The organism is Mycolicibacterium celeriflavum, from assembly GCF_010731795.1.
Classification (GTDB): domain Bacteria; phylum Actinomycetota; class Actinomycetes; order Mycobacteriales; family Mycobacteriaceae; genus Mycobacterium; species Mycobacterium celeriflavum.
Map to the genome: position 1 here is coordinate 2,371,935 of NZ_AP022591.1, position 18,869 is coordinate 2,390,803.

Annotated in this window: 12 protein-coding genes; 1 reads left to right on the forward strand and 11 read right to left on the reverse strand. The window is 66.3% G+C overall.

Going from position 1 to position 18,869, the window contains the following annotated elements:
• Window positions 1–10: 10 nt before the first annotated feature.
• Both G6N18_RS11665 and G6N18_RS11670 read right to left on the reverse strand, forming a co-directional pair.
• The gene (locus G6N18_RS11665) at window positions 11–1,204 is read right to left on the reverse strand and encodes a phosphatase PAP2 family protein (RefSeq protein WP_179962398.1); all 1,194 of its coding nucleotides are present in this window, start codon (window positions 1,202–1,204) and stop codon (window positions 11–13) included.
• 149 nt (window positions 1,205–1,353) lie between these two features.
• Window positions 1,354–2,106, reverse strand: coding sequence for a deoxyribonuclease IV (locus G6N18_RS11670; protein WP_067217753.1), 753 nt, complete (start codon window positions 2,104–2,106; stop codon window positions 1,354–1,356).
• Window positions 2,107–2,138: 32 nt separating this feature from the next.
• Here G6N18_RS11670 and G6N18_RS11675 point away from each other — a divergent pair, with 32 nt between their 5' ends.
• Window positions 2,139–2,801 (forward strand): maleylpyruvate isomerase family mycothiol-dependent enzyme, encoded by a 663-nt coding sequence (locus tag G6N18_RS11675; protein ID WP_234806127.1) that lies wholly within the window; start codon window positions 2,139–2,141, stop codon window positions 2,799–2,801.
• A 26-nt stretch (window positions 2,802–2,827) separates the two neighbouring features.
• Here the strand turns inward: G6N18_RS11675 and G6N18_RS11680 are convergent, their stop codons facing one another.
• The 9 genes from G6N18_RS11680 to rplJ all read right to left on the reverse strand — a co-directional run bounded on the left by G6N18_RS11680 (window position 2,828) and on the right by rplJ (window position 18,862).
• The gene (locus G6N18_RS11680; protein ID WP_067217760.1) at window positions 2,828–3,238 is read right to left on the reverse strand and encodes a cupredoxin domain-containing protein; all 411 of its coding nucleotides are present in this window, start codon (window positions 3,236–3,238) and stop codon (window positions 2,828–2,830) included.
• Window positions 3,239–3,467: 229 nt separating this feature from the next.
• Window positions 3,468–4,292 (reverse strand): type IV toxin-antitoxin system AbiEi family antitoxin, encoded by an 825-nt coding sequence (locus G6N18_RS11685; protein ID WP_234806132.1) that lies wholly within the window; start codon window positions 4,290–4,292, stop codon window positions 3,468–3,470.
• A gap of 195 nt (window positions 4,293–4,487) precedes the next feature.
• The gene (locus G6N18_RS11690; RefSeq protein ID WP_067223429.1) at window positions 4,488–8,432 is read right to left on the reverse strand and encodes a DNA-directed RNA polymerase subunit beta'; all 3,945 of its coding nucleotides are present in this window, start codon (window positions 8,430–8,432) and stop codon (window positions 4,488–4,490) included.
• A gap of 35 nt (window positions 8,433–8,467) precedes the next feature.
• The gene (rpoB, locus tag G6N18_RS11695) at window positions 8,468–11,971 is read right to left on the reverse strand and encodes a DNA-directed RNA polymerase subunit beta (protein ID WP_163689865.1); all 3,504 of its coding nucleotides are present in this window, start codon (window positions 11,969–11,971) and stop codon (window positions 8,468–8,470) included.
• A 400-nt stretch (window positions 11,972–12,371) separates the two neighbouring features.
• Window positions 12,372–14,267 (reverse strand): alpha/beta hydrolase family protein, encoded by a 1,896-nt coding sequence (locus G6N18_RS11700; protein ID WP_109749406.1) that lies wholly within the window; start codon window positions 14,265–14,267, stop codon window positions 12,372–12,374.
• 46 nt (window positions 14,268–14,313) lie between these two features.
• Window positions 14,314–16,554 (reverse strand): molybdopterin-containing oxidoreductase family protein, encoded by a 2,241-nt coding sequence (locus tag G6N18_RS11705; RefSeq protein ID WP_083001060.1) that lies wholly within the window; start codon window positions 16,552–16,554, stop codon window positions 14,314–14,316.
• A gap of 9 nt (window positions 16,555–16,563) precedes the next feature.
• The gene (locus G6N18_RS11710) at window positions 16,564–17,649 is read right to left on the reverse strand and encodes an ABC transporter ATP-binding protein (protein ID WP_083001062.1); all 1,086 of its coding nucleotides are present in this window, start codon (window positions 17,647–17,649) and stop codon (window positions 16,564–16,566) included.
• Window positions 17,650–17,852: 203 nt separating this feature from the next.
• Window positions 17,853–18,248 carry a 50S ribosomal protein L7/L12 gene (rplL, locus tag G6N18_RS11715; protein ID WP_067223415.1) on the reverse strand — a complete coding sequence of 132 codons (396 nt, stop codon included), beginning with the start codon at window positions 18,246–18,248 and terminating at the stop codon, window positions 17,853–17,855.
• A gap of 86 nt (window positions 18,249–18,334) precedes the next feature.
• Window positions 18,335–18,862: a 50S ribosomal protein L10 gene (gene rplJ, locus G6N18_RS11720; protein ID WP_067223450.1), complete on the reverse strand. Its 528-nt coding sequence runs from the start codon at window positions 18,860–18,862 to the stop codon at window positions 18,335–18,337.
• Window positions 18,863–18,869 lie beyond the last annotated feature (7 nt).

Here is an 18,869-nt window from a genome sequence, read left to right on the forward strand (position 1 = left end):
CCATGCGGGGTCAGTCACCGACGCGCAGGCTGGGGACGACGGTGTCTTCACGCGACTCGGTGTCTTCACGCGACTCGTCGAGTGATTCCGCACAACTGCGGTCGTCCGCAGTCTCCAGCTCGTGTGTAGGCGCATCGGCGCGGGCGTTGGCGCGTTTTCGCGCTCGCCACGCCTGATATCGGTTGAGCGCGACGATCATGGCCACGGCCAACGCCCAGCCCAGCAGGATGTCGATGACGTAGTGCTCGGCGGTATACACCAGCGTGAAAGCCATGACCAGCGGGTAGATCACCAGCAGCGGTCGCCAGCCCCGGTGCACCCGGCTCCACAGGAACATGGCGACGGCGGCGGTCATGGCGGCGTGTAGCGACGGAATGGCGGCGACGAGGTTGACGCTGGCCTGACCTTGGTCGAGCAGTGCTGTGGCGGAGTGGAGGTTCAGCTTGCCCCAACCCCGTCCGACGATTCGCTCGACCCAGTCGTGGGCCCCGTCCCGCGTGGCGTCCATGGCGCCGAGCAGACCCCCGTCGGGCACGCCGCGGGGCGACCGGAACATGCACCGCGGATTGGCAGGGCCGTCAGCGATGTCGGCCGGGGTACAGCGCGCGGCGGCCCATGGCGGTGCGGCCGGAAGCAGTGCGTAGATCGCCAATCCCGCGAACGACAGCCCGACGAACAACCGGACGAAGGCTTTCCATTCCTCGCGGTCGCGCAGCCACAGCACGCCGGCCACCGCGTAGGGCAGGATGAAGAACGACATGTAGACACAGCTGAGAACGACTTCCCACCAGGGCGGATGCGGAAGCTTCAGCTGCTCCTGTAGCCACACGGTCGGCACCGTCCCCAAGAACAGCCACCGGTCCACGTCAACGGGCCACTCCCACAGCGTTGGCCGGCCGATCATGTCCGCCGCGCCCCTGCTGAGGTCGTAGGCGATGAGCACCACCGCGAACGGCAGCCAGTCGCGAATGATGTACAGCATGCGGCGCCCCTGACCGATGCTCGCGGCCGCCAACCCCGTACAGACGTAGAGCAGCACCAACTCGCGGTTGAACGCGAAGCCATCGGTTGCCGTGCGATAGATGATGACCGCGGCCCAGACCCCGATCGCGATCCACCGCACGATCCGGAGCCACCGACTGCGCTTGGGAGCGGGAACAGCCGTTTGTGTCAGCACAAGTGACTGCTGGTCAATGGCGGACACAAGAGCCTCTCGATGCCGGTCGGCGATCAGTACCGCCTGTTCCCGCCGAAGATCCTAGTTAACCGCCACGGCACCGAAAATTTGAAGGCCGTATTTGTTACGGCACTGTGCTCAAGCGACCGATCAGCCAGCCTGGTCAGCCAGACCGGTCAGCCGCAGTGCTCGCGGAGGAATGCGATGTCGTCCTTGCGGCCCGCGTCGGAGGTCTCGCAGATCACCGGCGCGTCGGCCGCTTTCACCACCGCCACCAGTAGTTGCGGGTCGATCTGACCGGTACCGAAGTTGGCGTGCCGGTCGGCGCCTGAGCCGGCCGCGTCGCGCGAGTCGTTGCAATGCACCAGGTCGATGCGCCCGGTCAGCGCCTTGATGCGCTCGACGGCATCGATCAGCTGCTCGCCCGCGGCCCAGGCGTGGCAGGTGTCCAGACAGAACCCGATGCCCTTGTCGCCGATGTGGTCCCACAACCGGCCGATGACGTCGAAGTGTCGGGCCATCGCATGGTCGCCGCCCGCGGTGTTCTCCAGGTATACGGGCACGTCGGTCTCGAGGTAGTCGAGTGCTTTGACCCAGCGCTCGAAGCCGGCGTCGTAGTCCTTGTCGTCGGCATGGCCGCCGTGCACGATGACCGCCGTCGCGCCGACGTCGGCCGCCGCGTCGCAGGTGTCTTGCAGGATCTTGCGCGAAGGGATGCGCACCCGGTTGTTGGCCGACGCGACGTTGATCAGGTACGGCGCGTGCACGTAGAGCGGCATACTCGACGCCTTCAGCGCGTCGGCGTCCTCGCGGGGCTTGGGCTTCTTCCAGCTCTGCGGGTTGCCGAGGAAGAACTGCACCACGTCGGCGCCGTCGGCCGCGGCGTCGGCCAGGGGGTCGTCTCCGTGAACATGCGAACCGATAAGCACGGGTCCGAGTCTAGGCGTGGCCGACGACACCGATGAGTCTCGGCAGCGCGGCGGGTCTACCCGACATGCCCAACGATGTGTGGCCACTCGTGCATGCGGAGCGACGAGCGTTGATCGCCGACCTCGAAACCCTCGACGAAGCCCAGTGGGTGCAGCCGTCGCTGTGTGACGGGTGGAGTGTGCACGACGTGGCCGCGCACATGGTCGACGTGGCGACGACGACGCGGCTGGGCTTCGTCGCCGCGATGGCGAAGGCGCGCTTCGACTTCGACAGGCAGAACGCGCACGGTATCGAGCGGGCGCGCGGCGCCTCACCGCAGCAGACGTTGCAGCGGTTGCGGGAGGCGGCAGCGCGGACGTCGACCCCGCCCGCGCCGCTCGACACCCGCATCGTCGAGGAGGTTCTCCACGGTGAGGACATCCGTCGGCCGCTGGGGTTCACCCGCGAGTATCCGATGGAAGCGGTCGTCCGCGCGCTGCGTCACCAGGCCCGCATGTCGGCGTCGTTCGGCGGGGCCAAGGACCTCGTCAAGCGCATCCGCATCGTCGCGACCGACGCGGACGTCGCGCTCGGATCAGGTTCGCAGGTCCGTGGACCGGCACTCGCGCTGCTGCTTGCCATCTCGGGACGTCGCGTCGCGTTGGACGAACTCGACGGCCCCGGCGTCGCCGAGTGGTGGGTTGCGCCCCGCTGAACACCCTCAAAAAGGCGAGCGTCCCGTCACTGGACGGTCAATGTTCCCGCCATGTTGGCGTGGTATTTGCAGTGAAATGCGTAGGACCCGGGTTGGGCAGGAGCGAGCATCGTCGATGTGCCGCCGCCGCCGGAGACCCGAACGTCGAACAGATTGCCTTGGTCGGCCGTCACGGAGTGGGCCCCGTCGGCCTTGTTGACTATGGTGATCCGCTCGCCCGGCTTGACCGAGGGCGGCACCGCGAAGGTGTAGTCGGTGATCACTATCTCCGTACCCGCCGGCTTGGGGGTGGTCGGACTCGGTGTATACGGCGCCTCGGCTGCCGGCGACTGCCCACCCGTGTTCGTCGGCGCCGACGAGTCGTCGCCGCCGCATGCGATCAGCACGCTCCCGGTGAGCACGGCCGACAGAAGCAGCGTCGCCACATGTCGCGTCATGTTGCCCCCTGGTCACAATGGACGCCCAACACTGAGCATGGCATCGGTGGCGAACGTACGTCTACTGCGAAATTCAGCCGGCAGCCTTGCGGCCATTGGACAAGAGGCGCTGGTACGCCCACGACCGTCGAGCGTGGGCTTGCGCTATAGCCGCGAGCAGACGCAAATGTCCCACAAGACCCGGCATGTCGGGGACATTTGCGTCTGCTCGGCTGGCGTGTAGGCCCCCTCAGCCGGCGAGGCAAGCGCGCTCAAGGTGCCCAGCGATTCGTGCAACTAAATCCAAGGGGTAACGGCGTACGTCATCGACCACCAAAGGCACAGTGGTGTAGCCACATTCCTGCAGTCTGGCCGTCTTGGTCCGATCGTGCTTCAGTGCCTCTCGGGTGGCGTGCCATTCCATGCTCTCGTATTCGGCGACCACTTTCGCGTCCGGCCACGCGAAGTCGACACGCCACAGCTTGCCGCATCGATCGACGATCTCGTACTGCAGTTCAGGTTGCGGCAATCCTCCGTCGATGAACACCAGCCTGGCCTCGCTCTCCATTGGAGATTCGGCACGACCGTCCGCGTAAGGCAGGAGCATGCGGACCTTGACGATGCCGCGCCTACCCTTCTGCGCCTTGACCGCATCGTTGAGGTCGGACAGACTGCAGGCCCCTCGATGCAAGGCAGCATCCAAAACCGCGAGAGCACGCGGCCGCCGCAACGTCCTCGCCACTTCGACAGCAGTCCAAGCCGGCGCCGTCGCCAGGCGACCTCGGACAGTTTGCAATGGTGCACCCAGCCGTTGATGCACCGTCAGGCCGATGGCGGGTCGCATGCGCACATTCGGATCGAGGACATGGATGACGTCGCCGCCTTCGGTGTCGAAACCGTATAGCGCCGCCGCAGTATTCAGACACGCCACGAGCGGCTTGCCCGCGATGAGGTCGAGCGCAGCGAGCCGACGGCGGGTGTCTGGCGAACCCAACGCATAGACGCCATGCCAGACTCGCACTACAACTCCAGCTCGCACGTGCGACGCGAGCGCCTTGCGGGACATCACCGCCATGAGTTGTCGATGTGTGGCAACGCCACCGTTGACTGCGAAGATCTCGTCCAGCGACACGAGTCGATGATCGTTGACGACAGCGGCCGCACACAGCACATGTTCGCCCGCCTGTGGATAAGCCTGACGACAAGACGCAAATGTCCCCGACACGCCGTGCGTGCGGGGACATTTGCGTCTGCTCGCGCAGAAAGGTGACTAGCGGTAGTCGCTGTAGCCGTAGTCGTCCAGCGGCACCGCGGCGCCGGTGGCCTGGCCGAAGTCCGGGCTGTAGTACTGATCCTCGTAGGACGGGATCGTGTACGCCGCAGCGCGGGCTTCTTCGGTCGGCTGCACCTGGATGTTGCGGTACCGGTTGATACCCGTACCGGCCGGGATCAGCTTGCCGATGATCACGTTCTCCTTCAGACCCTGCAGCTTGTCGCTGCGGCAGTTGATCGCCGCATCCGTCAGCACGCGGGTGGTCTCCTGGAACGACGCCGCCGACAGCCACGAATCGGTGGCCAGCGACGCCTTCGTGATACCCATCAGCACCGGACGACCGGCCGCCGGCTCGCCGCCCTCGGCGACCACCCGACGGTTCTCGGTCTCGAACTCGCCACGCTCGGTCAGCGAGCCGGGCAGGAACTCCGTCGCACCCGAGTCGATGATCGTGACGCGACGCAGCATCTGCCGGACGATGACCTCGATGTGCTTGTCGTGGATCGACACGCCCTGAGCGCGGTAGACCTCCTGGACCTCCTTGACGAGGTGGATCTGCACCTCGCGGGGGCCCTGGACACGCAGCACCTCGTGCGGGTCGGCGGCACCTTCCATCAGCTGCTGACCCACCTCGACGTGGTCGCCGTCGGTGAGCAGGCGCTCGGTGCCGTCGTCGTGCTTGAACACCTTCAGGCGCTGACGGCGAGACAGCTTGTCGTACACCACTTCCTCGCCACCATCGTCGGGAATGATGGTGATCTTGTAGAAGCGCTCGCCCTCTTCGAGCTGCACCCGGCCGGTGACGTCGGCGATCGGCGCCTTGTTCCGCGGGATACGGGCCTCGAACAGTTCCTGCACGCGGGGCAGACCACCGGTGATGTCCTCACCCACGCCGCCCTGGTGAAACGTGCGCATGGTCAGCTGCGTACCGGGCTCGCCGATGGACTGCGCGGCGACGATGCCGACCGCCTCGCCGATGTCGACGAGCTTGCCCGTCGCCATCGAACGGCCGTAGCACATCGCACACACGCCGGTGCCCGTCGCGCAGGTCAGCACGGAGCGGACCTTCACCTCGGTGATGCCGGCGGCCAGCAGCGCCTCGATCGCCGGGTCGCCCAGGTCGTGGCCGCGCTCGACGACCACGTTGCCCTTGGCGTCGACGGCGTCGGTGGCCAGCGTCCGCGCGTAGGCCGACGTCTCGATGTGCTGATCGCGCACCAGGGTGTCACCCTGCAATTCGGCCAGCGTGACGGTGATGCCGCGCTCGGTCTCGCAGTCGGTCTCGCGCACGATGACGTCCTGGCTCACGTCGACCAGACGACGGGTCAGGTAGCCCGAGTCGGCGGTACGAAGTGCGGTGTCCGCCAGACCCTTTCGGGCGCCGTGGGTGTTGATGAAGTACTCCAGCACCGTCAGGCCCTCGCGGAACGAGGACTTGATCGGACGCGGGATGAACTCACCCTTCGGGTTGGTCACCAGACCCTTCATGCCGGCCAGTGTCCTGGTCTGCGTGAAGTTACCCGTGGCACCCGAATCGACGATCGTGATGATCGGGTTGTCCTTCGGGTAGTGCGCCCGCAGGGCCTCGCCGACCTCTTCGGTGGCGTCCTGCCAGATCTTGACCAGGGCGTCGTTGCGCTCGTCGTGGTTGAGCGCACCACGCTGGTACTTCTTCTCGATCTGGTCCGCTTCCTTCTCGTAGCGGTCCAGGATCTCCTGCTTCTGCGGCGGCACCAGCACGTCGGCCATCGACACGGTGACACCCGAACGGGTGGCCCAGTAGAAGCCGGCGTCCTTGAGCTTGTCCACGGTCTGCGCGACCACGATCATCGGGTAGCGCTCGGCGAGATCGTTGACGATCCGCGCCTGGACCTTCTTGTGCATCTGCTCGTTGACGAACGGATAGCCCTGCGGCAGAAGCTCGTTGAAGAGCACCCGGCCCAACGTGGTCTCCGCGGTCCAGGCGTCGCCCGGCTTCCAACCGTCCGGGAACGTCGAGGCCTCGATGTCGGCGGACGGACGCAGCTGCGTCAGCCGCACCCGGATCTTGGCCCGCACCGACAGCGCGCCGCGGTCCATCGCCATGATCGCCTCGGCCGGCGAGCTGTACACGCCGGTCTCCGGTCGATCCTTGGCCGCAGGCGTGAATTCGCCGGGGTCCCCGTCGATCATCGTCGTCAGGTAGTACAGGCCGGTCACCATGTCCAGACGCGGCATGGCCAGCGGCCGGCCCGACGCCGGCGACAGGATGTTGTTCGACGACAGCATCAGGATGCGAGCCTCGGCCTGCGCCTCTGCCGACAGCGGCAGGTGCACGGCCATCTGGTCACCGTCGAAGTCGGCGTTGAACGCCTCGCAGACCAGCGGGTGCAGCTGAATGGCCTTGCCCTCCACCAGCTGCGGCTCGAAGGCCTGGATGCCGAGGCGGTGCAGGGTCGGTGCGCGGTTCAGCAGCACCGGATGCTCGGCGATGACCTCTTCGAGGACGTCCCACACCTGCGGGCGCTGACGCTCGACCATCCGCTTGGCGCTCTTGATGTTCTGCGCGTGGTTGAGATCCACCAGACGCTTCATCACGAACGGCTTGAACAGCTCGAGCGCCATCAGCTTCGGCAGACCGCACTGGTGCAGCTTGAGCTGCGGGCCGACCACGATGACCGAACGGCCCGAGTAGTCGACACGCTTACCGAGCAGGTTCTGGCGGAACCGGCCCTGCTTGCCCTTCAACAGGTCCGACAGCGACTTCAGCGGACGGTTGCCCGGCCCGGTGACCGGGCGGCCGCGGCGGCCGTTGTCGAACAGCGCGTCCACCGACTCCTGAAGCATGCGCTTCTCGTTGTTGACGATGATCTCGGGCGCGCCGAGGTCGATCAGCCTCTTGAGCCGGTTGTTGCGGTTGATCACGCGGCGGTACAGGTCGTTGAGGTCCGACGTGGCGAACCGGCCACCGTCGAGCTGCACCATCGGCCGCAGCTCCGGCGGGATCACCGGAACCGCGTCGAGCACCATGCCCATCGGCGAGTTGGACGACTGCTGGAACGCCGCGACCACCTTGAGCCGCTTCAGCGCGCGAAGCTTCTTCTGCCCCTTGCCGCTTCGGATGACCTCGCGCAGCTCTTCGGCCTCGGCCTCGATATCGAAGTTCTCGATGAGCTTCTTGATCGCCTCGGCACCCATCGCGCCGATGAAGTACTCGCCGTAGCGGTCCTGCAGTTCGCGGTAGAGCACCTCGTCGACAATGAGCTGCTTGGGCGCCAGCTTGGTGAAGGTGTTCCAGATCTCCTCGAGCCGGTCCAGCTCACGCTGGGCCCGGTCGCGGATCTGGCGCATCTCACGCTCGCCGCCGTCGCGCACCTTGCGGCGCACGTCGCTCTTGGCGCCTTCCTTCTCCAGCTCCGCCAGGTCGGCCTCGAGCTTCTGCGACCGCTCGGCCAGGTCGAGATCGCGCTGATCCTCGACGGCCTTGCGCTCGACGACCATCTCGGCCTCCAGCGTGGACAGCTCGTTGTGGCGCATCTCGTCGTCGACCGCGGTGATGACGTAGGCGGCGAAGTAGATGATCTTCTCGAGATCCTTCGGCGCCAGGTCGAGCAGATAGCCCAGCCGCGACGGCACACCCTTGAAGTACCAGATGTGCGTGACGGGCGCGGCCAGCTCGATGTGGCCCATCCGCTCGCGGCGCACCTTGGCGCGGGTCACCTCGACGCCGCAGCGCTCACAGATGATGCCCTTGAAGCGGACGCGCTTGTACTTGCCGCAGTAGCACTCCCAGTCGCGAGTCGGTCCGAAGATCTTCTCGCAGAACAGGCCGTCCTTCTCAGGCTTCAGCGTGCGGTAGTTGATGGTCTCCGGCTTCTTGACCTCGCCGTAGGACCACTGACGAATGTCGTCGGCGGTGGCGAGACCGATCCGGAGCTCATCGAAGAAGTTGACGTCTAGCACGTAACTCCCTTTCCCCTTTCGGGATTGGTAACTATTTAAGCGAGATCTTCTACGGAGGCAGATTCGTTGCGCGACAAGTTGATTCCTAGGTTCGCCGCAGCGCGCTCCAGGTCCTCGTCGTCGCCGTCACGCATCTCGATCGCAGCACCGTCACTCGACAGCACCTCGACGTTGAGGCACAGCGACTGCAGTTCCTTGAGCAGCACCTTGAACGACTCCGGGATGCCCGGCTCGGGGATGTTCTCGCCCTTGACGATCGCCTCGTACACCTTGACCCGGCCGACGGTGTCGTCGGACTTGATGGTCAACAACTCCTGCAGCGTGTACGCCGCGCCGTAGGCCTGCATGGCCCAGCACTCCATCTCGCCGAACCGCTGGCCACCGAACTGCGCCTTACCGCCCAGCGGCTGCTGGGTGATCATCGAGTACGGGCCGGTGGAGCGGGCGTGGATCTTGTCGTCCACCAGGTGGTGCAGCTTGAGGATGTACATGTAGCCGACCGTCACCGGATACGGGAACGGTTCGCCACTGCGACCGTCGAACAGCATCGCCTTGCCGTCCTCGTCGACGAGCGTCTCGCCGTCGCGGTTGGGCAGCGTGGCCGACAGCAGACCCTGTAGCTCGGCTTCGCGGGCACCGTCGAACACCGGTGTGGAGACGATGCTTCCCGGCTCCGACTCCAGCAGCTCCTTCGGCAACGCACTCGCCCAGTCCGGTGAGCCGTTGATCTTCCAGCCGCTCTTGGCCACCCACCCGAGGTGGGTCTCCAGGATCTGGCCGATGTTCATCCGTCGCGGCACACCGTGGGTGTTCAGGATGATGTCGACGGGCGTGCCGTCCGGCAGGAATGGCATGTCCTCGACCGCCAGAATCTTGCCGATGACGCCCTTGTTGCCGTGGCGCCCGGCCAGCTTGTCGCCGTCGGAGATCTTGCGCTTCTGCGCGACGTAGACGCGGACCAGCTCGTTGACACCGGCCGGCAGCTCGTCGTCGTCCTCGCGGGAGAACACCCGGATGCCGATGACCTTGCCGGACTCACCGTGCGGCACCTTCAGCGACGTGTCGCGAACCTCGCGAGCCTTCTCACCGAAGATCGCGCGCAGCAGCCGCTCCTCCGGCGTCAGCTCCGTCTCGCCCTTCGGCGTGACCTTGCCGACCAGGATGTCACCGTCGCGGACCTCGGCGCCGATGCGGACGATGCCGCGCTCGTCGAGATCGGCCAGCACCTCATCGGAGACGTTCGGGATGTCCCGGGTGATCTCCTCGGCGCCCAGCTTGGTGTCGCGGGCGTCGATCTCGTGCTCCTCGATGTGAATCGAGGTGAGCACGTCCTCCTCCACCAGGCGGTTGGAGAGGATGATCGCGTCCTCGTAGTTGTGGCCCTCCCACGGCATGATCGCCACGAGCAGGTTCTTGCCCAGCGCCATCTCACCGTTCTCGGTGCACGGCCCGTCGGCGATGACCTGCCCCGCCTCGACACGCTGGCCGGCGTCGACGATCGGACGCTGGTTGGCGCAGGTGCCGTGGTTGGAACGGGCGAACTTCCGCATCCGGTAGGTGTGCCGGGTGCCGTCGTCGGCCATCACGGTGACGTAGTCGGCCGAGACCTCCTCGATCACGCCGGACTTGTCGGCGACGACGACGTCACCGGCGTCGATCGCGGCGCGCAACTCCATGCCGGTGCCCACCAGCGGCGCCTCGCTGCGCACCAGCGGAACCGCCTGGCGCTGCATGTTGGCGCCCATCAGCGCGCGGTTGGCGTCGTCGTGCTCGAGGAACGGGATCATCGCCGTCGCGACCGACACCATCTGGCGCGGCGAGACGTCCATGTAGTCGACCTCGGCCGACGACACGTACTCGACCTCGCCGCCCTTGCGGCGGACCAGGACGCGCTCCTCGGCGAAGCGACCCTTGTCGTCCAGCGGCGAGTTGGCCTGCGCCACGACGTGGCGGTCCTCCTCGTCGGCGGTCAGGTACTCGATGTCATCGGTGACAACACCGTTCTTGACCTTGCGGTACGGCGTCTCGATGAAGCCGAACGGGTTGACCCGCGCGTACACCGACAGCGAGCCGATGAGACCGATGTTCGGGCCTTCCGGCGTCTCGATCGGGCACATGCGGCCGTAGTGGCTGGAGTGCACGTCGCGGACCTCGAGACCGGCGCGCTCACGGGACAGACCGCCGGGGCCCAGCGCCGAGAGGCGGCGCTTGTGGGTCAGGCCGGAAAGCGGGTTGTTCTGGTCCATGAACTGCGACAGCTGGCTGGTGCCGAAGAACTCCTTGATCGCCGCCACGACCGGGCGGATGTTGATCAGGGTCTGCGGCGTGATCGCCTCGACGTCCTGGGTCGTCATGCGCTCACGCACGACGCGCTCCATGCGTGACAGGCCGACCCGGATCTGGTTCTGGATCAGCTCGCCGACCGTGCGCAGGCGACGGTTGCCGAAGTGGTCGATGTCATCGACTTCGACCGGGACCTCGACGCCACCAGGAACGGTCATCGTCTTGTCGCCCTGGTGCAGGCGCACCAGGTACTCGATGGTCGCGACGACGTCCTCTTCGGTCAGCGTGGTCGACGTGGTTTCGGCCGGCTGCGCGGTGATGCCGAGCTTCTTGTTGACCTTGTAGCGGCCCACGCGGGCCAGGTCGTAGCGCTTCTCCTTGAAGAACAGGTTCTCCAGCAGGGTCTGCGCGGACTCCTTGGTGGGCGGCTCGCCCGGGCGCAGCTTGCGGTAGATGTCCAGCAGCGCCTCGTCGGTGCCTGCGGTGTTGTCCTTCTCGAGCGTCGACATCATGATCTCGGAGAAGCCGAAGCGCTCGGTGATCTGCTCGTTGGTCCAGCCCAGCGCCTTGAGCAGCACGGTGACCGGCTGACGACGCTTGCGGTCGATACGAACACCGACGGTGTCGCGCTTGTCGACGTCGAACTCCAGCCACGCGCCGCGGCCGGGGATCACCTTGACGCTGTGCAGCATCTTCTCGGTGGACTTGTCGATGCTCTCGTCGAAATAGACGCCCGGCGAGCGGACCAGCTGGCTCACCACGACACGCTCGGTGCCGTTGATGATGAACGTGCCCTTCTCGGTCATCATCGGGAAGTCGCCCATGAAGACCGTCTGGCTCTTGATCTCGCCGGTGTTGTTGTTGATGAACTCGGCCGTGACGAACAGCGGGGCCGCGTACGTCATGTCCTTGTCTTTGCACTCGTCGACCGGCGCCTTGACCTCGTCGAAGCGCGGATCGGAGAAGGACAGCGACATCGAGCCCGAGAAGTCCTCGATCGGGCTCAGCTCGGTGAGAACCTCTTCGAGGCCGCCCACGGGCGATTCCTCGCCACGCTGCTTGGCCTTCTCACGCCACGCCTCGGAGCCGATCAGCCATTCGAAGGACTCGGTTTGAACATCAAGAAGCCCGGGAACCTCGAGGGGCTCACGCAGCTTTGCAAAGGAAATTCGGTTTGGTGCTCCTGGGACGGAGTTTTTAGTAGCTTCTGCTGTCTTGCTTGGGCGGGACCCTGCCAAGATGCATCCTTCCAGCACCTCATGCGACTCTGAAGGGGCCGGTACCACCGGACCCTCATGCGCCGCGATATCTGCGTCGGTTCGGCCGGCCACTCACGACCACAAACTTCCCGAACGCACGGCACGCGACTAGATCACTGAGCGGGGCTCAGGCTAGGACATCGGTGTCAGGTGCGGGTTTTAGGTGGGCAGGATGCAGCCAGCGCAACGTCCAACAGTACCGCAGGACGGCGTATTCCTCAACCACCGCGCGCATGGACGGTCGGGGCGCTGGCTGGCGACTCGATAATTCTCACCCATCCATACATTGCTGACCAACAGATTGGCCCCTCAACGGCCGTCCGTCAAGAGATAACACGGTGTTTGGTGTGGAGTTTTACGCTCCGACGGAAGTCACGGCACGGGTGCGGCGGTTCCCTCACGCGGCGATCGCGTCGCCGCAGGTTCCGGTCCCCGACGTGCCGACGGAGTCGGTGACGCAGGTCGGCTCGAAGGTGAAGAACACATTGCCCAGCGACACGAACGGCTGCAGGAAGTTCAGCAGGAACGGCTTGGTGAGCGCGTTCGGCAGGTCCACCACGGTGGCCTCGCCGCTCGGGGTCTGCAAGCTGAACTCCTCGCCGCGGTCGAGGTAGATGCCCGTTTCCTTGTTGCCGGCGAACATGTCGTTGACCCAACCGACCGCAATCTGCTGGGCGGCCGCGACGTTCTGCGGCTTCGAGAAGCCCGAGACCAGCTGTTGGGCGAACTGGATCAGCGGATTGCCGCCGCGCATCGTGTCGACATGTGATCCCCCGACCAGCGTGACACCAACGAACTCGCCCGGCCTGGCCTCGAGCAGCGCATCGGTACCGACACCGAACTGGTTCCAGAAGTACTTCGGCGCCGCGAGCTGATAGATCGGAATCGACATCGGCACCTTGTCCAACGCCTCGGCCATCGCACCGTTGGGGTCGAGGCCGACGCCGTCGAGCAACACCACTCCGGCGAGCCGGTCGACGGTGTTGTTCTCGACCATGGCGCCCGCCATGCCCGAAACCGCGCCGCCGCCGAGCGAGTGCCCCATGAGCACGACCCGATCGGGAATCGGACCGGTGTAGCCGGCTGCTCGCGCGCTCTCGAGCAAGGCCGTGTTGTCGTCGTCGAACAATCCCGCCATGGCCTCGTGCATGGGTGCGGCGCCGAGCCAGCATGCATCGGCGGCGAAGAAGTTCGACGTGATCGACGGCGCGACGACGATGCTGTTCGTCTGCTCGGCCAGCGCCGCGGCGGTGTGGCTGTACCACGGGCCGCTGGCCAAGAAGCCGTGCTGCAGGTAGATCAGCCGGTCCGGCGGTGGCTGGCCCTCCTCGGTCTTCGGGATGTACCAGTCCGCGGGCACCTCCTCGCCTTCGCCCTCCTCGCACGCACAGTCGATTCGCAGAGAAGAGGAGCGCACGGTGACGGTGCTGTTCGGCGGCAGGACCGGTGGGCCGCCCAAGATCCGGGTCGCGATCGCGTAGAGGTCGAACACGATCGTGCCGATCACTCTGATGATGTCGGGGACCTGCGGGGCGGTCGCGGTGGCGGCTGCCGCCAGCGGTGCCGACGCGAAGGCCACCGCCTGCACTTCGGGTTCTTCGGTCTTCTCGACGAGCTTGTCGAGTGGGATCGTCGCGGTCTGCTCGACGGCGGGCTGGACGGTCGCGTTGTCGAGGCCCGTCTCGATGACCGTCTTCTTCTCGAACTCGGGTGTGACGGAGGCGGTGTCCTCGTCCGATGTGGTGGCCGTGATGTTCGCCGTGCCCGCAGCGCTCGTCTGCCTGGTCGTGTCATCGCTACCCGAGCGGGACTTCGTGACGACGTCGTCGTTGGCGGCCGTGCCGTCGACGGCCAGTTCGTCGTCGGTCGCTTCCTCGTCGGTCGCTTCCTCGTCGTCGGAGGCCTTCTCGTCGGTCGCTTTCTCGTCGGTCGCCTTCTCGTCGTCGGTGGTCTCCTTGTCGTCGGTGGTCTCCTTGTCGTCGGTCGACGCGTCGTCGTCCGGATCCTTCGCATCGGCGTCGTCGGGATCCGTTGCGTCGTCCTTCTGGCCGGAGGCGTCCTTCGGACCGGAGGCGTCCGCCCCGTCATCGGCGCTCCCGGCACCCGTCGTGCCGCCACCCGGTGAATCCTTCTTGCTGTCAGTCGAATTCGACGCCTGGGAACTCTTCGAACCACCGGTATCCGACGAGGAACCGTCGTCCGCGATCGCCACGCCCGTACCCGCGAGCATCGCTGCCGTCATGCCGGCGATGACCACGCCGGCGCTAACCCACACCCACAACCGGTCGACCATGACCTCTCCCTGTTCGACGACGCGAGAAAGATAACGTCCGTCGTCGTTACGGGAGCGGGTTTCGGCCGGCATGCACAACTTCGGTTTCGGCTCGTTCGATGCGCACCGGCACGCCGGTCAACCGGGCCATGCCGGCCAAGCTCTCGATGTCGGACGGATCGCTCGACATGAGCCGATTGACGTTGGCGCCGCCGGCGTCGTTGGCCACCCGCCAGCCGGCGGTGCCCTTGTGCCCCCAGCCGTGCGGGACCGCGACCACGCCGGGGACGATGTCCTTGGTGACGACCACAGCCAACTCGATCTCGCCGTGCGGCGACGCGATCCGCACCGTGTCGCCGTCGACGATGTGCGCAGCGGCCGCGTCGTCGACGTGGATGCGCGCCTGATGCATGCGCTCGCCGCGCATCAGCAGCGGTGAGTTGTGCAGCCACGAGTTCTCCGACCTCGCCTCACGCATGCCGATCATCCGCATCGGATAGCCGTCGGGAACGCTGCGCCGCGACAGCTTGTCCACCTCGGTGGCGATCTCGTCGTGGCGCAACCGGATCCGGCGGCCGCGGTACACGACGGTGTCACGCAGCACGCCGTCGCGCAGATTGTCGGCAAGCACGCTGCCGTGCGGATGGCGGCCGGTGAGCTTGGAGAAGCTCAACCCACGGCGCAGGCCGAACCGGTCACCGCCGTCGGCCAGCCGGATCACCGCATCGACGAGCACGCGGGGAGTCAGCCGAACACCGAAGAGCGACAACACTTTCCGCATGCCGGCGAGTGCCGCCAGGCCGGGCGTCGACCGCCACATCCTGGCGGCGAGGTCGTCGATGATCTCCCACTCCGCCCGTGCCTGCCCCACCGGCGCGATGACGGCCTCGGTGGCCTGCCGGAACGGGGTGGGCTGCAGGGTCTGGAACGGCAGCGGGAAGTCGTCGCGCTCATACATCGATGTCGCGGGCAGCACGTAGTCGCAGTGCGCCAGCGTCTCGTTGACGTAGAGGTCGATCCCGACCATCAGGTCCAAGGACTCCAGCGCCGTCTCCAATTCGTCGCCGTTGGGCACCGACAGCACCGGATTGCCCGCACCGACGAACAGCGCCCTGACCTGGCCGCGGCCCGGCGTGATGATCTCCTTGGCCATCACGGCCGCGGGTTCGGAACCCAGTACGGACGGGAAGCCGCCGATGCGCGAGCGCTTGCGGGAGTAGACGGCCCGAAGCATCGCACCGCCCGCCTTGTTCAGCCACCGCTCCCCCGGCAACCCCCACCGGCCGAACATGCTGCCGCCGGGCACGTCGAGGTTGCCGGCGACCACGTTGACGGCGTCGAGTAGATACGTCGTCAGCGTTCCATTCTCCCCGGTGCTGGTGCCGACGCGGCCGTACACCGCGGCCCGTTCGGTGCGGGCGAGGTCGTGGGCCAACGAGCGGACGGTCTCGGGTTCGATGCCGGTGTGCGACTCGGTCGCCTCCGGGCTGAACGGCCTTGCCAGCCGCTCCAGCCACGCGCCGCCGTCAGCCTGCGACGCGAGTCGGTGCCGGTCCACCAGGTTCTGCGCGAACATCACGTGCAGCAGCGACAGGAGCAGATAGGCGTCGCCGTCGGGGACGATGCCCAGCCACTCGAACTGAGCGGCGGTTTCTGTCTTGCGCGGGTCGATCACCAGCACGCGTCCGCCGCGCTTGACGATGTCGTGCATGCGGTCCCTGATCCGGGGCACGGTCAACACGCTGCCGTGCGAGATGACCGGGTTGGCGCCGATGACGACGAGCAGATCGGTGCGCAGCACATCGGGTACCGGCAGCGCCAGCGGTGAGCCGTAGAGCAACTGGCTGGCCACGAAGCGGTTGTTCACATCCTGGGAGCCGGCGGTGAACACGTGCAGGCCCCGGCCGGGGCCGCCGATGAGACCGAGCCCGAATCCGGCCATCAGGGTGGTGAGGCTCAACGTGTACGAGTAGCTGAACGCGCCAGGGTTACCGAAGTACCAGCCGATCGCGCCCGCCCCATGGGCCCGGTGGATGGCGCCGAGCCGTGCGGCGATGTCGGTCATCGCCTCGTCCCAGCCGACGGGTTCGAAGCCGCCGCCGGTGCGCCGCCGCAACGGAGTGGTGACGCGATCGTGGTCGTTGACGACCTCGGTGAACGCGATGCCCTTCTGGCAGGCGAACCCCGCCGAAAGCGGATGGTCCTTATCGGGGCGCAGTGCCGTGAGACGGCCGTCCTCGACGGTCGCGATCATGCCGCACAGCGGCTCGCAGATCCGGCAGAACGTCGGTTTGTGTTCGACGCCCACCAGCGTGGCTTACTGTTGCGCGCGCGGGATGGCGCCGGTCGGCGCCTCTTCGTCGACCGTGCGATGCCGGGCCCTCGGGTCGTCGACGTCGGGGATCGCATGCGCCTGGTACCGGTGCGTGCCCTCGAGGTCGTCGCGGATGGCTTCCTGCGCCTTGGGCGGCAGGGTGTGCATGATCTCGCGCACCCGGGCCTGACGACGGTAGACACCCTGGCGCTCCGGCATGCCGGGTGTCGCCTGGATCTGCGGCGGCACACCCTCGATCTCCTCGACACCACCGTCGTGGTGGCCGGCGTCGATCATGGCCTGCTCCTCGGCCATCGTCGACTCGTCCTTCTCCTCGGACATGCCGATCGGGCCGATACGGCGACCGTTGAGGAACTGCCGGACGACCGGCTCGTCGCTGGTCAGCAGCACCTCGCGCGGACCGAACATCACCAGGTGCTTGCGGAACAGCATGCCCATGTTGTCCGGCACCGTGCGGGCGATGTTGATGTTGTGCGTCACGATCAGGATCGTGCAGTCGATCTGCGCGTTGATGTCGATCAGCAGCTGGCTCAGATACGCGGTACGCACCGGGTCCAGACCCGAGTCGGGCTCGTCGCAGAGGATGATCTGCGGGTCGAGCACCAGCGAGCGGGCCAGGCCGGCGCGCTTGCGCATACCGCCGGAAATCTCGCCGGGGAACTTGTTCTCGTCGCCGGCCAGACCGACCAGCTCGAGCTTCTCCATGACGATCTGTCGGATCTCGCTTTCCTTCTTCTTGGTGTGCTCACGCAAGGGGAAGGCGGTGTTGTCGTAGAGGCTCATCGAGCCGAACAGGGCACCGTCCTGGAACATCACGCCGAACAGCGTGCGGATCTCGTAGAGCTCCTTGGCGGTGCACTGGATGACATCGGTGCCGTCGACGATGATCTTGCCGCGCTCCGGCCGCAGCAGCCCGATCAACGACTTCAAGAACACGGATTTGCCGGTACCGGACGGGCCGAGCAGCACGCTCACCTCACCCGGCGGCAGGTCGAATGTGACGTCCTCCCAGATTCGCTGGGGGCCGAAGGACTTGGTCAGTCCTTCAATTTGAATTCCAATGCCCACGCTCGCGATCCTTCCGCCAGTCATCGTCACGCCACTCGCTTGACCGCTTGTGGCTTGAGTCACTGTAGCCTACGCCTCCTGGCCACAACACTCGTCTGCAGTCAGATTGTGACTCATCCGCGAGACGACTGTGGGGCCGACCCATTTGCTGGATCGACCCCACAGTTGTGCTATTGCCGGCTCGCCGGCGGTGGCGTTGCAGGCTACTTGACGGTGACCGTCGCGCCCGCGGCCTCGAGCTTGGCCTTGGCGTCGTCGGCGGCCGCCTTGTCGACCTTCTCGAGCAGCGGCTTGGGAGCGCCGTCGACGAGGTCCTTGGCCTCCTTGAGGCCCAGGCCCGAGACGATCTCGCGGACGACCTTGATGACGCCGATCTTCTTGTCGCCGGCACCCTCGAGGATGACGTCGAACTCCGACTGCTCCTCAGCGGCCTCGGCGGGGGCACCACCAGCAGCGGCACCCGGAGCCGCGGCGACGGCGACCGGAGCAGCGGCGGTGACCTCGAAGGTCTCCTCGAACTTCTTGACGAACTCGGAGAGCTCCAGCAGCGTCAATTCCTTGAACGCGTCGAGCAGGTCGTCGGTGGACAGCTTGGCCATGGTTGGTCCTTTCTGATTCTTCTTGATGGGCGATTTGTGGAGCTTTGGCGGCGGTCAGCGCCGGTGCGGCTCCACAAGTCGGGGGGTTAAGCCGCTTCCTCAGTGGCCTTCTTCTCTTGCAGAGCTGCGGCCAGCCGGGCGACCTGCGACGCCGGAGCGTTGAACAGGCCGGCAGCCTTGGACAGGTTCGCCTTCATCGCGCCGGCCATCTTGGCCAGCAGCACCTCGCGCGACTCCAGGTCGGCGATGCGCTCGACCTCGGACACGCTCAGCGGGCGGCCGTCCATGTAGCCGCCCTTGATGACGAGGGCCTTGTTGTCCTTGGCGAACTTCTTGATCGCCTTGGCGGCGTCGACGGCCTCGCCCTTGACGAACGCGATCGCGGTGGGACCGACGAACAACTCGTCGAGCCCCTCGATGCCCGCCTCCGCCGCGGCACGCTTGACCAGCGTGTTCTTGGCGATTGTGTAGGTGGCGGAATCACCGAGCGAGCGGCGCAGGTCTTTGAGGTTGGCCACCGTCAGCCCGCGGTATTCGGTGACGAGCGTCGCCGAAGCCTGGGTGAACTGCTCGGCGATGTCGGCAACCGCGGTGGCCTTGTCAGCCTTGGCCATGCATGCC

What these genes read in the sequence shown, in the direction of transcription:
- G6N18_RS11675 (WP_234806127.1), top strand. Translation starts at nt 2,139, where the DNA reads ATGAGTCTCGGCAGCGCGGCGGGTCTACCCGACATGCCCAACGATGTG.
- G6N18_RS11680 (WP_067217760.1), bottom strand. Translation starts at nt 3,238, where the DNA reads ATGACGCGACATGTGGCGACGCTGCTTCTGTCGGCCGTGCTCACCGGG.
- G6N18_RS11685 (WP_234806132.1), bottom strand. Translation starts at nt 4,292, where the DNA reads ATGGCGGTGATGTCCCGCAAGGCGCTCGCGTCGCACGTGCGAGCTGGA.
- G6N18_RS11700 (WP_109749406.1), bottom strand. Translation starts at nt 14,267, where the DNA reads ATGGTCGACCGGTTGTGGGTGTGGGTTAGCGCCGGCGTGGTCATCGCC.
- rplL (WP_067223415.1), bottom strand. Translation starts at nt 18,248, where the DNA reads ATGGCCAAGCTGTCCACCGACGACCTGCTCGACGCGTTCAAGGAATTG.
- rplJ (WP_067223450.1), bottom strand. Translation starts at nt 18,862, where the DNA reads ATGGCCAAGGCTGACAAGGCCACCGCGGTTGCCGACATCGCCGAGCAG.